The 14,347-nt window shown below is 69.4% G+C and carries 11 protein-coding genes; 6 read left to right on the top strand and 5 right to left on the bottom strand.

The annotated features are described in order from the left end of the window. The first annotated feature begins 2 nt into the window (after window positions 1–2). The 4 genes from ACSYDW_RS12555 (at window position 3) to ACSYDW_RS12540 (ending at window position 4,630) form a co-directional block, all read left to right on the top strand. Window positions 3–1,454: an amino acid permease gene (locus ACSYDW_RS12555; RefSeq protein WP_438339062.1), complete on the top strand. Its 1,452-nt coding sequence runs from the start codon at window positions 3–5 to the stop codon at window positions 1,452–1,454. Window positions 1,455–1,753: 299 nt separating this feature from the next. After that, window positions 1,754–2,977, top strand: a complete 1,224-nt coding sequence (locus tag ACSYDW_RS12550) for a thiolase family protein (RefSeq protein WP_438339061.1) — start codon at window positions 1,754–1,756, stop codon at window positions 2,975–2,977. Between the two features lie 4 nt (window positions 2,978–2,981). Then, complete coding sequence (locus ACSYDW_RS12545) at window positions 2,982–3,767, top strand: enoyl-CoA hydratase/isomerase family protein (RefSeq protein ID WP_438339060.1); 786 nt, start codon at window positions 2,982–2,984, stop codon at window positions 3,765–3,767. Further along, the gene (locus ACSYDW_RS12540; protein ID WP_438339059.1) at window positions 3,767–4,630 is read left to right on the top strand and encodes a 3-hydroxyacyl-CoA dehydrogenase family protein; all 864 of its coding nucleotides are present in this window, start codon (window positions 3,767–3,769) and stop codon (window positions 4,628–4,630) included. The genes ACSYDW_RS12545 and ACSYDW_RS12540 overlap by 1 nt, the downstream gene beginning before the upstream one ends. A gap of 57 nt (window positions 4,631–4,687) precedes the next feature. On the opposite strand, the gene ACSYDW_RS12535 is transcribed toward ACSYDW_RS12540, so the two are convergent. From ACSYDW_RS12535 to ACSYDW_RS12515, 5 genes are all read right to left on the bottom strand, one after another. Then, complete coding sequence (locus ACSYDW_RS12535) at window positions 4,688–5,302, bottom strand: GNAT family N-acetyltransferase (RefSeq protein WP_438339058.1); 615 nt, start codon at window positions 5,300–5,302, stop codon at window positions 4,688–4,690. Continuing rightward, window positions 5,299–7,491 carry a penicillin acylase family protein gene (locus ACSYDW_RS12530; protein WP_438339086.1) on the bottom strand — a complete coding sequence of 731 codons (2,193 nt, stop codon included), beginning with the start codon at window positions 7,489–7,491 and terminating at the stop codon, window positions 5,299–5,301. Before ACSYDW_RS12530 ends, ACSYDW_RS12535 begins: the two co-directional genes overlap by 4 nt. 95 nt (window positions 7,492–7,586) lie before the next feature. Next, the gene (locus ACSYDW_RS12525) at window positions 7,587–9,995 is read right to left on the bottom strand and encodes a GNAT family N-acetyltransferase (protein ID WP_438339057.1); all 2,409 of its coding nucleotides are present in this window, start codon (window positions 9,993–9,995) and stop codon (window positions 7,587–7,589) included. Then, entirely contained in the window at window positions 9,992–11,338 is a 1,347-nt protein-coding gene (locus ACSYDW_RS12520) for a lysine N(6)-hydroxylase/L-ornithine N(5)-oxygenase family protein (protein ID WP_438339056.1), read from the bottom strand. The genes ACSYDW_RS12525 and ACSYDW_RS12520 overlap by 4 nt, the downstream gene beginning before the upstream one ends. Further along, a complete protein-coding gene (locus ACSYDW_RS12515; protein ID WP_438339055.1) occupies window positions 11,335–12,852 on the bottom strand; it encodes a pyridoxal phosphate-dependent decarboxylase family protein in 1,518 nt (505 codons plus the stop codon). Before ACSYDW_RS12515 ends, ACSYDW_RS12520 begins: the two co-directional genes overlap by 4 nt. A 356-nt stretch (window positions 12,853–13,208) precedes the next feature. Between ACSYDW_RS12515 and ACSYDW_RS12510 the strand changes: the two genes are divergently transcribed. After that, window positions 13,209–13,562 carry an antibiotic biosynthesis monooxygenase family protein gene (locus ACSYDW_RS12510; protein ID WP_438339054.1) on the top strand — a complete coding sequence of 118 codons (354 nt, stop codon included), beginning with the start codon at window positions 13,209–13,211 and terminating at the stop codon, window positions 13,560–13,562. 13 nt (window positions 13,563–13,575) lie between these two features. Further along, window positions 13,576–14,340, top strand: coding sequence for a tyrosine-protein phosphatase (locus tag ACSYDW_RS12505; RefSeq protein ID WP_438339053.1), 765 nt, complete (start codon window positions 13,576–13,578; stop codon window positions 14,338–14,340). Window positions 14,341–14,347: the final 7 nt, after the last annotated feature.

Genomic DNA, 14,347 nt, shown 5'->3' with positions numbered 1-14,347 from the left:
CGTTGGAACCCCGCAACGTTCTTGAGCAGCACGACCACGATTCGACACGGGACGCGGGTGTTACTTCCGAGGGATACAAGAAGACCCTGACCCGCCGCCATGTCCAGATGATCGCGATGGGCGGGGCGATCGGCGTCGGCCTCTTCATGGGTGCCGGCGGGCGCCTGGCCTCCACCGGTCCGGCGTTGATCTTCTCCTACGCCATCGCAGGGGTCATCGCCTACTTCCTGATGCGCGCCCTGGGCGAGCTGATCATGTACCGCCAGTCCTCGGGCTCCTTCGTTTCCTATGCGGGCGAGCTCTTCGGCGCCAAGGGCGCCTACCTTTCCGGGTGGATGTACGTGCTGAACTGGGCCATGACCGGTATTGCCGAACTCATCGCCATCGGCCTGTACTTCCAGTACTTTTTCCCGGGAGTCCCGGTGGAAGCCTCCGCGCTGTGCGCCCTCGGGCTGCTCGTGGCAGTAAACCTCTTCAGTGCCAAGGCTTTTGCCGAGTTCGAGTTCTGGGCCTCCTTCCTCAAGGTCGCGGCCATCGTCTCCTTCCTGTGCATCGGCACCTACCTGGTGGTCACCAACGCGCAGGTGGGTGACGGGCACGCCTCGGTGGGCAACCTCTTCGCCGGCGAGGGCGGCATGTTCCCGCGCGGCTTCCTGATTTCCATCCTGGTGCTCAACGCCGTGATCTTCGCCTACAACGCCATCGAGCTGGTCGGCATCACCGCCGGCGAAATGGAAAACCCGGCCAAGGAAGTTCCCGCGGCGATCCGCGCCGTGGTCCTCCGGATCGTCGTCTTCTACGTCGGTTCGGTGTCCCTGCTGGCCATGATCGTGCCGTGGGACCACTACCAGGCCGGCGTCAGCCCGTTTGTCACGGTCTTTGACCAGCTCGGCTGGGGCTGGATCGGCAGCGTCATGAACTTCGTGGTCATCACCGCTGCCCTGAGCTCCTGCAACTCGGGTCTCTACTCGATCGGCCGCATCTTCCGCGCCATGGCCAACAACGGCCACGCCCCCCAGTGGCTGACCCGGATGAACAAGCGCTACGTCCCCTATGCGGGAATTTGGGCCATCTCCGGCGTCTACTGCATCGGCATCATCCTGAACGTGTGGCTGGGCGGCACCTACGCGTTCGACCTGGCGCTGAACACCGCCTCCATCGGCGTGCTTTTTACCTGGGCCTCGATCTTCGCGTGCCAGCTGATGCTGCGCAAGAAGCGCGGCAAGGCCTCCTCGCTGCTGATGCCGGGATCGCCCTACACCAGCTGGGCGGGTCTTGTCTCCCTGCTGGTCATCACCGTGCTGATCGGTTTCGACACCATCACCGGCAAGGACGGCGAGGTCTTCCACCTCGGCCTTTACACCATCGGCTGCATCCCGCTGATTGGCCTTGCGCTGTGGATCGGCTGGCGCAAGGTGCGCACCAACAAGCCCAAGAGCGAGCTGTACTCCTAGCTCCCGGCCCCTGCACCCTTGGCCGGGTTCTTGGTACTTCGCCTCGGCGGGGCCGGGCGGATGCGCCGGAATGGCGCCTTCCGTTCGGCCCCGCCGCGCCTTTTGGCGCAAGGGTTTCCACTGTCACTGCCCAAGGCCGCGTGAAGCGCGTGTGCGGGATTGTGGCGCGGAGGTTGACCCCGATCACGTCGGGGTGGGATTGTATTAGTGAACGAATGGTCGGTAAATAACGTGCGGCCTGGCCGGGACCCGCGCCCGGGAACAGCGCGCAGCGGGTGCCGAATGACAAAGGAGTTGTGATGACCGAGGCTTTCTTGGTGGGCGGAGCCCGCACACCGGTGGGACGATACGGCGGGGCCCTGAGCGGCGTCCGCCCCGATGACCTGGCGGCGCTCACCATTCGGGCCGCCGTGGAACGCGCCGGCATCGACCCGGCCGACGTCGACGAGGTGATCTTCGGCAACGCCAACGGCGCCGGCGAGGAAAACCGCAACGTGGCCCGCATGGCCTGGCTGTTGGCGGGCTTCGAGGACACCGTCCCGGGCATCACCGTGAACCGCCTCTGCGCCTCCGGCATGAGCGCCATCACCATGGCCAGCCACATGGTCAAGGCGGGTGCCGCGGACATCGTCGTCGCCGGCGGCGTCGAGTCCATGAGCCGTGCCCCCTGGGTCATGGAGAAGCCGGACAAGGCCTTCGCCAAGCCCGGAGCCAGCTACGACACCTCGATCGGCTGGCGCTTCCCGAACCCCGAGTTCCTATCCGGCGAACTCTCCCGCGAGGGCAAGGCCACCTTCTCCATGCCCGAAACGGCCGAGGAGGTCGCCCGCGTCTTCAACACCAGCCGCGAGGACTGCGACGCGTTCGCCGTGCGCTCCCACGAACGCGCCATCGCCGCGATCGAGGCCGGCCGCTTCAAGGACGAGATCGTCCCGGTGACGGTGAAGACCCGCAAGGGCGAAACCGTCGTGGACACCGACGAGGGACCGCGCGCCGGAACCACCGCCGAGGTGCTGGCCAACCTGCGCCCCGTGGTCAAGGGCGGCACCGTGGTCACCGCGGGCAACGCCTCGACCCTCAACGACGGCGCCTCGGCGATCATCGTGGCCTCCGAGGCCGCCATCAAGAAGTACGGGCTCATCCCGCGCGCCCGCATCATCGACGGCGCCTCTGCCGGCCTGGCCCCGGAGATCATGGGCGTGGGCCCGGTCCCGGCGACCCGCAAGGTCATGGAACGCTCCGGCTACAAGATCGAGGACCTCGCGGCCGTCGAGCTCAACGAGGCCTTCGCCTCCCAGTCGCTGGCCTCGATGCGCGAATTGGGCATCGACCCGGAGATCGTGAACAACGACGGCGGGGCCATCGCCCTCGGCCACCCGCTGGGTTCCTCGGGTTCGCGCATCGTCATCACCCTGCTGGGCCGCCTGGAGCGCGAGGCCAAGGAAGGCGGGTCCAAGCTGGGCCTTGCCACCATGTGCGTGGGCGTCGGCCAGGGCTCGGCCCTGCTCATCGAGGGGGTCTAGGGGAATGGGGGAGACGATCGACGCCTCCGGCTTCCAGACCCTGAAGCTCACCGAGTTCGCGGACCGGCTGTACGTGCAGCTCGACCGCCCCGAGGTGAAGAACGCGATCGACCAGCTCATGGTCGACGAGCTGCACGCGGTGTGCGCCTACCTGGAACGCACCCCGAAGGTCATGGTGCTCTCCGGCACCCCGGCCGACCCGGAGTCCGGCGCCAAGGGTGTCTTCGCCTCCGGCGCCGACATCGCCCAGCTGCGCGAGCGCCGGCGCGATGACGCCCTGGCCGGCATCAACTCGGGCATCTTCGATAGGCTCGCCAAGCTGCCGATGCCCGTGATCGCGGCGCTCGACGGCTTCGCGCTGGGCGGCGGCGCCGAGCTGGCCTACGCCGCGGACTTCCGCATCGGCACCCCCGAGCTGCGCATGGGCAACCCGGAAACCGGGCTCGGCATCATGGCAGCGGCGGGCGCCACCTGGCGGCTGAAGGAACTCGTGGGCGAACCCGTCGCCAAGGAGATCCTGCTTGCGGGCAAGGTCCTCAAGGGCGAGGAATGCCTGCGCGTCGGACTTGTCACCGAACTGGTGGAGGGCAAGGACCTCCTGGAGGCGGCCTCGGCCCTGGCCGACCGCATCGCCACCCAGGACCCGCTGGCCGTGCGCATCACCAAGTCCGTGTTCCACACCCCGCGCGAGGCGCACCCGGTCATCGACACCCTCGCCCAGGGGATGCTCTTTGAATCCCAGGCAAAATTCGACCGCATGCAGGCCTTCTTGGACAGGAAGAAAAAGTAATGACTGAAGTTTCCCCGGCACTTCCGGCCAAGGTCGGCGTCCTCGGCGGCGGGCGCATGGGCGCCGGCATCGCCCATGCCTTCCTCATCAACGGCTGCGACGTCGTCGTCGTCGAACGCGACGAGGCTTCCGCACAGGGCGCCCGCGAACGCGTCGAGGCCGCAGCCGCCAAGTCGATCGAGCGCGGTTCTGTCGACGGGAACCTGGGCGAGATGCTGACCCGGTTCGACGTTTCGGTGGACTACGCGTCCTTCGCCGACCGCGAGCTCGTCGTCGAGGCCGTCCCGGAGATCTGGGACCTGAAGGTCGCCTCGCTGAAGAAGGTCGAGGAACACCTGGGCGATGGCGCCATCCTGGCCTCGAACACCTCCTCGCTGTCCATGAGCGGCCTGGCCGCCGAGCTTCAGCGCCCGGAGAACTTCCTGGGCCTGCACTTCTTCAACCCGGTTCCCGCCTCCACGCTGATCGAGGTGGTCATCGCCAAGCAAAGTGCACCGGCGGTCATCGAGGCCGCCCGCGGCTGGGTGGCGGGCCTGGGCAAGACCGCTGTGGTGGTCAACGACGCCCCCGGCTTCGCCTCCTCGCGCCTGGGCGTGGCCATCGCGCTTGAAGCCATGCGCATGGTCGAGGAAGGCGTGGCAAGCGCCGAGGACATCGACAACGCCATGGTGCTCGGCTACAAGCACCCGACAGGCCCGCTGAAGACCACCGACATCGTGGGCCTTGATGTGCGCCTGGGCATTGCCGAGTACCTGCACGAGACCCTGGGCGACCGCTTCGCCCCGCCGCAGATCCTGCGCGACCTGGTCGAGGCGGGCCACCTGGGCCGCAAGACCGGCAAGGGCTTCTACGACTGGAGCTGAGCCCGATTCACCGACCGCGGGGGCCGTGCAGCATCTGCTGCACGGCCCCCGCGGCGTCTAGCGCGTGCGCGGCGCCCGTGCCTGTGTCTGCTCGAATCGTTCGCGCCTCAGGAAGGCCAGCTGGGCTTCCTTCTCCTCCAGCTGGATCCGCGGACCGAGCTCGAAGCAGGTGGCCTGGAGCCGGCGCACGGCCTTCTCGTTCCGGGCGTCGGGTTCCACAACGATCCTGTCGATCGCGGGGTCCGAGAACATGAAGTTGATAAGCATCGTGGCAAGCCGCGGCGTGAAATGCGGGATGGGGCGGGTGGCCGGTGCCAGCAGCAGGTGCATGCCGATGTCCGCGGCGCGGGCCGGGTAGGCCTCGCCCACCGGATCGTGCAGGGGCTCGTAGGTCTGGAACAGGGCCATCGGCTCGCCCTCCAGCAACACCAGGAACGCGTGGTGCGTCTCGAGCGACTCGACGAACCGGTAGACCTCCAGGACCTCGGTGCGGGTGTATTCGGTCATGCCCCAGAAACGGGCGCGCTCCTGCGTGACCCAGCCGTGGATGAGGTCGGCGTCCTGTTCCGGGCACAACGGCACGATCAGCACCGTGCCCCAGGACCCGAGGTCCTCGGTGAATACTGCTGTGCGGAGGCCGGGGTCCGGTGCTGTTGCGGAGGTGGTGTTCATGGGGTCCTTTTCGATAGGGGGTCCGTGGCGGAGCGGGTATTGGATGCGGGTCGGGTATCGGTGGTTAGGTGGCTGTCGGTGGCCGGGTCCGGGCGCAGCAGGTTCCAGTCGGTGACGACGGGGACGAGCTCCCCGCCGGCCCAGAGCGGGAGCTGGTCGGCGGAATGCGCAGTGCCCGGCGTGCCGGCCGCACCGAACGGGACAACCCATCGGGAATTCGCGCGGTCCGCAAGGTCCCAGACGTAGCGGGCCACCGGGCCGCGGAAGCTGCGGTCCTGCACCCCGGGCAGGGACTCGGTGCACAGTACGCAGCCGGTGTCACCGGCCAGGGCCGCGACCGGGACCCGGTCCGCGAGCCGGCCGGGGAGCTCGTGCACGGCCAGGAGCGTGTGTCGCCCGCCCCAGGTTTCCCCCGCGTCTTCGGCGGTGCCGGCCGAGGCCTCGACCAGCGCTTCGGAGGCCACGGCGGCCGGGGCGATCCCCAGCTCCGCACCGCGCAGCAGCAGGGTCTCCAGGGCGAAACCCACCCGGGAGGCCACGGAGAGCCAGGGGGCGAACAACGGGGAATACCCGTGCGGCAGGGCCAGCGGCTCCAGCGCAGGGTGCCGCGCGATCCCGCGGACCACCGCCGAGCGCCACGCGGCGAAGGCCGCGGCGTCGGTGCTTTCCGCGTCCATGCGGCCGTCCCAGCGGAGGATGCGGGTGCGCAGCCGGTCCGCGATGCGCGGCAACAGCGCGGCATCGACGGATTCGAGCAGGGTACGGAAGGCGGGGAGCGGGCCGAGCAGAGTGTCTGCATGGATGTCCTGCATGTCCGCCACCGTGAGGGGAGCTGTGCCCCGGGATTCCAGGAGTTCGCGGATGCGCCGGGCCCGGTGGGCCGGGGCAAACTCCATGCCGATGCGGTCCCCGCCGGCTGCCTCGCGGTCGTTGGCGCTCACCGCGAAGCGCCCCACCGAGGTGCTCGGCAGCTCCACGTGACAGCCCTCCCAGGCGTGGGCGGCAGAGGCCGCCGGCACCGGCAGGCACCGGTTTCCGTGGTTCCGCAGCGGGACCACCCCGGCGAGGAAGTGCCGCACGGTGCCTTCGGTGTCCGCCGCGAGCACGCTGTTCACCGGTTCCACCCAGCGCTGCAGCGCATTCTCCACGTCGGCCACGCGGCGGCTGCGCAGCAGCGGCAGGAGTGCGTCGAAGCCGAGGCGTTCCTCGACCCGCGCCGGTATCCGCAGGCTCAGGGCGCCGCCGTCGGGACCGCCCGCGATGACGGGCCCGCGGGCGGTCCCGATGACTTCGACCTCCACGGGGGCGCCGCCGCGGACCAGGACCGTTTCCCTGCCGGTGGTTGCCGGTTCCCAGCCGCGGGGGCCGCGGGCCTCGATGCCGCCATCGGGGGCCCGGCGCAGTTCCTCCTCGAAGAGGTCCTGGTAGTCGGCCATGGCGTTGGTGATGGCCCAGGCGGTGTGGCCGGTGTGGCCGAAGTGCGGAAGGCCCGGGACACCCGGGAAGGCGAAGCCGACGGCATCGAACTCCGGGCAGGCAAGGCGCACCTGCTGGTAGACGCCGGGCAGTTCCAGCAACCGGTGCGGGTCCCCGGCGACCAACGGGGAACCGTCGGCGGTGGCCGAGCCATGGACGGCCCAGGCGTTGCTGCCGGAGAACACCGGGGCCTCGACGCTGAACAGGGCGACGGCATCGGGACCCAGGGTCCGGGCGACGTGGGCGCGGAAGAGCTTGTTGGGGAACGTGGAGAAGAGGATGTGCTGGACCAGGAACACGCCCAGCGGCGTCCACGGGTTCCACGGCGCCGGGGCGGTGCCGGACTGATCGAATTCCGGCCCGCCGCGCAGGCCGGCTTCGAGCCCCTGGTTGATGCCCTCCACGTAGCCGGTGCACCAGCGTTGCGTGTCTGCGTCGAGGGAATCGAAGCAGCGGCGGGCTGTGTCATCGAGCCGGGCTTGGCGGGCGAAACTGTCCCAGGGCACGCCGTCGGCACCCAGCATCTCGGCGGTTCGCCCCTCGGAGCGCCAACGTTCCAGCTCGATCTGCCACGAGCGGTCGGTGGCGGCGTTCAGGCCCTGCAGGCGGGCCAGGTCGTCGGCGGAGGCGGCCCACAGGTGGGGGATGCCCCAGTCGTCGCGGTGGATGCCGGTGGCGGGGGAGTGGTTGCCGAGGCCGGCGGCGGAAGTCATTGTCACGGGATGTGCTTTCAAGAACGGGGTGGAGGTGCGGTGCCCCGCCCCGGCCCGGGCGAACCGGGGCGGGGCGGGGCTGTAGCGCCGGTGGCTCAGGCCAGGTGCCCGGCCAGCGGGTTGGCCAGCGTTCCGGCGTAGATCAGCCCGCCGGACTGGTCCGCCAAATCCAGCATCTGCTGGTTGTTGCGCAGCTGCAGCCGGTTCAGGCAGGAGAGCTCGAAGTCCGGGGCGAAGAGCTCCAGGGCGTCGAAGGCCCGCGCCTGCTCCGGGTTGCGCTTCCGGTAGGCGAGCAGGCGCTGCGCCGCGACGGCCCAGAACTCCTCCTCGTCGCACACGCCCTCGCGGGCCAACGCGGGGGCCAGGAAGCGCAGGAAGCAGTCGACGACGTCCGTGAAGATCGCCAGCCGCCGCTCCGACTCCGGCGCGGAGATGCGGATCCGCTCCACCGCGGCGGGCAGTTCCTGCCTGTCGCCGAACACCGCGACCTCCTCGGCCAGGTCCTTGTGCAGCACCCGCACCGGGACCGAGTCCTCGAGGACCAGGATGACGTTTTCCCCGTGCGGCATGAACACCAGGTCGTAGCGGCACAGGCAGTGCACCAGCGGCACCAGGTAGGCGTCGAAGTAGCGGGCCAGCCAGTCCGCCGGGGCCAGCTCCGAGCGCCGGATGTGCGCCGCGGCCAGCGAGGCGCCCGCGGCATCGACATGCAGCAGGGAGGCCATGGTGGCCAGCGCCTGGCCCTCCTGGATGCGCGAGGCCGGGGATTCGCGCCAGAGCGCGGCAAGCATCTTGCGCTGCGGAGTGTCCTTCCCCGCGGCGTTGAACAGCGGGTTGGTGTAGCCCGCCGCAGCGACCTCGCGCAGCAGCCGGGTACCGCGCGCCCGCAGCTCGGGATCGGCATCCACCACGGAGGACAGCCACGCGTTGATGGCAGGGGTGCCCTCCATGTAGGCGGCCGAGAGGCCGCGCATGAAGCCCATGTTCAGCACCGAGAGCGCGGTCTTGACGTAGTGCCGCTCCGGGTTGCTGCGGTTGAAGAAGGTGCGGATCGACTGCTGCGGCTGGTAGAGGTCGGCTCCGGAACCCAGGTGCACCAGGTGGCCGGTGGCCACGTCCGGCGCGAAGCTGACGGCGAGCTTGTGCTCCCACTGCCACGGGTGCACCGGGATGAAGACGAAGTCGCCCGCCTCCAGCCCGCTGGCGGCGCAGGCGGCGGCGAGCCTTCCGGTGAGCAGGGCCAGCTGCTCCTCGCCGAGCTCCGCGCGCAGCAGCCCGGCCGCGTCGAGCCCGTCCAGGGCCGTGAACCGGGCCCGGGAGCCGTGGGCGGCAACCCACTCCAGCGCGATCGCGGCCCCGGCCTCCGGGGCGTGCTCCAGGTAGTCCCCGGCGCCCAGGCCCAGCCGGCCGTTGTTTGCCACAAAGCACGGGTGCCCCTCGGTCATCGCTGCCTCGGTGCGCTGGAAGTCCGCGACGGCGTCCCCGGTGCCCGCCGCAAGTTCCGCGGCGCTGGCGGTGGAGTGCAGCTGCTTGAAGCAGTGCCCGGCCAGCGTGCTGCCGATTTCCTCCAGGTAGACCGGAAGCTGCGCGTCGGCGAGGCCGAGCTGCTCCCGGAAGGCGAGCACGAACCCCGCGGCATCGGGTGCTTCCGGTTCCCCGGAGCGGGTGACAGCCAGCGAGGCCGGATCCACGACCCAGTGGTCCAGGCGGTGCACCGTGGCGGTGAAACGGTACTCGAGTTCCCCGCCGGACAGCGACCAGCCCCCGTCGACGGCCACCGGGACCAGCAGCCGCTCGTGGGTGAACTCGGCGATGGCCTTGGCCAACACGTGGCGGTTGGCCTTCGCCCAGCGTGCGGGGGACAGGTGCACGGTGGCAGTGGAGGGCCCGAGGGTTGCGGCGGCGAAGTCGGCCCGGGTGCAGAAGGAGAGCAGCGCGGTCTTGGCCGGGGTGTCGGGGCCCGCCGGCAGCTCCACGCGCCCGGCGGGGCGGAATCCCAGCCGCGAGTTCAGTGAATGGATGGCGCTGTTCGAGGCGTCGGGCTCCACCACGATGCGCAGCACCGCGAGGTCAGCGAAGAGGTGCCCGATGGCCGCCTCCATGGCAGCGGCGCTGAACCCGGGCCGTGCCGCCCCGCTGCCGGGTCCGGCGAGCAGCAGGTGCAGGCCCGCGTCACCGGTTCGGTGGACGTAGGCGCCGGCGAGTACCGAGTGTTCGGGGGCGTAGTGCTCCAGCAGCATCACTGCCTCCGGCTCCCCGCCGGGGGTGCTTGCGGGCAGCAGCCCGAGCAGCACGTGGTGGTGCGGGTCCGCGTCAAGCGCCTCGTAGGCCTCGCGCACCTCCTCGACGCTGGTGCCGTTCATGCCCCAGTAGCGGGCCCGTTCGGTGTTCACCCAGCTGTGCAGCAGTTCGGCATCGTTGGCCGGGTCGAGGCGGCGGAAGGAGAAGTCGGTGGCAGCCGGCGCGAGAGCGGCCTCGGTGGCGGGTTCGATGGCGGAGATCATGCGTGGGCCCCTTCGGGGTGGAGGTCAAGGGAGTGGTCGGCGGCACCTGCCGCGGGGGAACCGAAGTGCTGGAAGCCGATCCGGGTTTCCACCCGGTAGTGGGCCCGGCCGAGCAGCCGGTTGATGATCACCGAGTTGCGGTAGGCGCCCATGCCCAGGTCGGGGGCGGTGAAGCCGTGGGTGTGCAGTTCGGCGTTCTGCACCAGCACGTCGCCGGAGTCGGTGACCGAGTAGTTGCGGTCCACCTCCAGCCGCCCGTCGGGCAGCCGGTTCAGCCGGTGTTCGATGCCGTCCAGGAAGTCCGGTTCCCGGTAGCCATAGCCGGTGGCGAGCACCATCGTGTCGGCGTGGGTGGTGAATCTCCCGTCGTCGTCCTGGTTGCGCAGCCCCAGGCCCAGCGATCCCTCGCAGGTGGCGACGGATTCCAGCGCCGTGGCGGCGCGCAAGGTGACGGGTGCGTGGCCGGAGACCGAACGCCGGTAGAGCATCTCGTGGATCTCGTCGATCAAATCCGCGTTGATGCCCTTGTAGAGCCCCTTCTGGCTGGCCGAGAGCCTGTCGCGGGTGCCCTGCGGCAGGCCGTGGAAGTGGTCGATGTATTCCGGGCTGGTCATCTCCAGGGTCAGCTTGGTGTATTCCAGCGGGAAGAAGCGCGCGGAGCGGGTGACCCACTCCAGCCGCCCGTCGGCCGGGAGCCGGCCGAGCAGGTCCGCGAAGATCTCCGCGGCGCTCTGCCCGCTGCCGACTACCGCGATGCGCCCGGAGGCGGCCAGGCGGTCGGCGGCCTCGCGGTAGCCGCTGCTGTGCACCACCTGGCCGCTGGCCAGCAGGTGCTGCGGGACGGTGGCCGGCACGTAGGGCACGGTGCCGGTGCCCAGCACCAGCTGGCGGGTGCGCACGGTGTGCACCCCCTCGGCGGTGTGCACGTCGAGTTCGTACACCCCGTCCACGTGGCGGGACGCTGCCACGTGGTGCCCGAAGCGGACCGAGGGAAGCTTGGCCGCTGCCCAGCGCAAGTAGTTGTTGTATTCCTCGCGCAGCGGGTAGAAGTTCTCGCGGATGTAGAACGGGTAGATGCGCCCGGATTCCTTCAGATGGTTCAGGAAGGACAGCGGGTTGGTCGGGTCCGCCATGGTGACTAGGTCCGCCATGAACGGGACCTGCAGGTGGGCGCCCTCAAGCATCATGCCCGGGTGCCAGGCCAGTTCGTCGGCGCTCTCCAGCACCAGGACCTTCAGGTCCTTCACGGAGCTGGCCAGCGCCGCGAACCCCAGGTTGAAGGGGCCGGCGCCGATCCCGACGGCATCCCAGAGCTGTTCGTGGTTCTGGTTCCGGAGGCTCATGCGGACACCTCGCGTGCTGCGCGCTCGCCGGAGAGGCGGCGGCCGTGGGCCACGACGGCGTCGAGGATGGCGGCCACGTCCTGCGGCGTGGCTTGCGGGTTCAGCAGTGTCAGTTTCAAGTGGCGTACTCCGTTGACGGTGGTGGCGGCGACCATGGCCTCGCCTGACTCATAGAGGGACTTGCGGATCTCGTTGGCCAGCGGGCCGGCGTCCGGGGCCGCGGCGGCCGGGACGTAGCGGAAGACCACTGTGCTCAGCTGCACCGGTGCGGCGAGCTCAAGCTCGGGGTGCTCCTTGACCATGTCGCCGGCGAGGACTGCCAGGTCGATGACGGTGTCGAACATGTCCCCGATCGCCGGCCCGCCGATGGAACGCAGCGTCACCCAGAGCTTCAGCGCGTCGAAGCGCCGCGTGGTGGCCAGTGACTTGTCGACCTGGTTGGGCACGCTTCCGGCCTCGGCCGCGGGGTTCAGGTATTCGGCGTGGTGCGAGACGAGGCCCAGTGTTGCCTTGTCGCGCACCAGGATGGCGCTGGAGCCGATGGGCTGGAAGAAGGACTTGTGGAAGTCGACGGTCACCGAGTTGGCGCGTTCGATGCCGGCCAGCATTCCGCGGTGCCGCGGCGAGGCGAGCAGTCCGCCGCCGTAGGCGCCGTCGACGTGGAACCATGCGCCGTGGGTGGCTGCCAGCGCCCCAAGAGCCGGCAGCGGGTCGATGGCACCGAAATCAGTGGTTCCGGCGGTGGCGACAATGGCCATGGCCCGGAATCCGGCGGCACGGTCGGCCTCGAGGATGCGCTCGAGTTCGGCGGCGTCCATCCGGTGCATGGAATCGACCGGGACGGCCACCACTGCGTCGGCCCCCATGCCGAGCAGCGAGGCGGACGTGGAGATGCTGAAGTGGCTGTCCGCCGAGGCGTAGATGCGCAGCCCGGCCAGGCGTTCGGGCATGCTGCCCGGCATTCCCGCGATGGCGGCATTGCGGGCCAGCAGCATGGCCTGCATGTTGGAGGCCGTGCCGCCGCTGGTGAAGACGCCGTCGGCTTCCGGGCCGAGTCCGGCAAGGTCGGCGGCCCAGTCGATGAGTCTTTGTTCGATCAGCGTGGCTCCGGCGCTCTGGTCCCAGGTGTCCATCGAGGTGTTGATCGTGGTGACCAGGGCCTCGGCGACGACGGCGGGCACCGCCACCGGACAGTTCAGGTGAGCGGCGTAGCGGGGGTGGTGGAAGTAGACGGCATCGCGCATGTAGAGCTCCGCCGCTTCTTCGAGGGCGGCTTCGGTGCTGCCCAGAGGGCTGCGGAGGTCCACGGCATCGAGTCGGGCACGCAACGCCGCGGGGCCGGGACCAGTGGTGGGGCCGCTGGCCCTGGTGATCGAGTGCGCTGCCATGCGGGCGGCGGCGCCGAACTGCTCGGCCATGCGCTCGGCGGATGCCGCGCCGAGCAGGTGTCGCGCGGAGTCGCCGGCGTGGGCGGGGGAGGACAGGGTTTGCGCCAGGGGACGTTGGGGCGTCATGGGGCTCCTTACGGTATTGGGAAAACCACAAGCCGACAGGCAAAGGTTATGCTTACCTAACTTGTGCGCAGACATTAAGCGCACAGTGGTAGCCCGTAATGCAAATTCAGTTAAATGAACAACCAAAAAAGGCCATGTCGGATCGGCATCGGCCACGGTCCGGAAGGCTGAACCCCGGGGTGGTGGGCATGCCGGGGCTGGCCTTCACAATTCGCAAGATTGCCGTTGAGGCTGCGGCTTGGTCATCTGGGGCTTCGTCGCGGCCGCGCTTGTGGATCCGGGCGCCGACATGGGTACGGTGGAGGGGAGAATGCGGCGCCCTCGGGTGCCGACCGCCACCCGAGAAAGGGCTGAAAATGTACATCGTCACCAACCGGATCGACGTTCCGGCCGAGCGCGCCGAGGCTTTCGAAGAGCGCTTCATCGGCAACATGCGCAATAACCTGCCCAAGGTCGCGGGCCTTTCCCGGGCCACCCTCGACCGCCCGGTGGATGAGAACACGCCTTACAAGGTCACCATGGAGTTCGAGGCCGAATCGGACTTCGAGGCATGGAAGACCTCCGAGGCCTTCCGCGCCTCGCACGCCCGGCCGGCCTCCACCTCTGCGGATGCCGCCCAGGCACCGAAACCGGATGCCGCGGACCCGCGCTCGGCCACCGGGATCGAACACCACATCCGCGTCGAGACCTACACGGCCGAAAAGGCCTAGGCGGCGGTTCGACATGCTGGATGCCGGAGGCCAGCCACACTGGGAGGGGGCAGTCAACGCCCGCCACGTGCTCGGCCGGATCTACCGAATGGGCCGCAGCGAATGGTTGACCACCGCGGGGTGGGAACAGGCCTACGCTGACGGGGTACGCACGGTCATCGACCTGCGCAACCCCACAGAACGGACCCGCCGCCCCACGGATCCGGCGATCGACGAGGCCGCACGGGCGGGGATCGCCATCGTCAATGCGCCGACCGAGGAACCCGGGCACCCCGAGTTCGAGCGCCTCGCGGTCCCGTACATGAACCACCCGCGGCTCTACCCGGCGAACGTGGAGTTATTCCCCGACCGGATCGCCGAGGTCTTCCGCCGGATTGCGGTGGCCGAGGGCAGCATCGTGCTGCACTGTTCGGCGGGCCGGGACCGTACGGGACTGGTCGTCTCCATGCTGCTGCAGCTTGCGGGGCGCGAAGACCTCTTGCAATCCCAGTACGAGGCGGCTCTGCGCGGCATCAACGACTGGCACCTGGCCAGCCCGGTCAAGCACCCCTACGAATCGCACCTGGGCGAGCCGGAGCTCGTAGGGCACCTGGCCGAACGAGCCGCCGCGCTGGATGCGTTCGTGGGTTCGCTCGATGCCGAGGAGTTCCTGCTGGCGCACGGGCTGACCCGGACGGAGCTCGATTCCATCCTTGCAAAGCTGTCCGGTACTTCCCTGCAGGATTCTCCGCCCGCAGACGGGGTGTCACCCGAAAAACCGGACGGCACCAGGCCTTAGGCTGAAA

This window comes from Paeniglutamicibacter selenitireducens (assembly GCF_051550675.1).
Taxonomy (GTDB): Bacteria; Actinomycetota; Actinomycetes; order Actinomycetales; family Micrococcaceae; genus Paeniglutamicibacter.
Note: the sequence above shows the minus strand (reverse complement) of the source record. Positions and strands in the feature narration are given on the sequence as shown.

What these genes read in the sequence shown, in the direction of transcription:
- ACSYDW_RS12505 (WP_438339053.1), top strand. Translation starts at nt 13,576, where the DNA reads ATGCTGGATGCCGGAGGCCAGCCACACTGGGAGGGGGCAGTCAACGCC.
- ACSYDW_RS12510 (WP_438339054.1), top strand. Translation starts at nt 13,209, where the DNA reads ATGTACATCGTCACCAACCGGATCGACGTTCCGGCCGAGCGCGCCGAG.
- ACSYDW_RS12515 (WP_438339055.1), bottom strand. Translation starts at nt 12,852, where the DNA reads ATGACGCCCCAACGTCCCCTGGCGCAAACCCTGTCCTCCCCCGCCCAC.
- ACSYDW_RS12535 (WP_438339058.1), bottom strand. Translation starts at nt 5,302, where the DNA reads ATGAACACCACCTCCGCAACAGCACCGGACCCCGGCCTCCGCACAGCA.
- ACSYDW_RS12525 (WP_438339057.1), bottom strand. Translation starts at nt 9,995, where the DNA reads ATGATCTCCGCCATCGAACCCGCCACCGAGGCCGCTCTCGCGCCGGCT.
- ACSYDW_RS12550 (WP_438339061.1), top strand. Translation starts at nt 1,754, where the DNA reads ATGACCGAGGCTTTCTTGGTGGGCGGAGCCCGCACACCGGTGGGACGA.
- ACSYDW_RS12520 (WP_438339056.1), bottom strand. Translation starts at nt 11,338, where the DNA reads ATGAGCCTCCGGAACCAGAACCACGAACAGCTCTGGGATGCCGTCGGG.
- ACSYDW_RS12545 (WP_438339060.1), top strand. Translation starts at nt 2,982, where the DNA reads ATGGGGGAGACGATCGACGCCTCCGGCTTCCAGACCCTGAAGCTCACC.
- ACSYDW_RS12530 (WP_438339086.1), bottom strand. Translation starts at nt 7,491, where the DNA reads ATGACTTCCGCCGCCGGCCTCGGCAACCACTCCCCCGCCACCGGCATC.
- ACSYDW_RS12540 (WP_438339059.1), top strand. Translation starts at nt 3,767, where the DNA reads ATGACTGAAGTTTCCCCGGCACTTCCGGCCAAGGTCGGCGTCCTCGGC.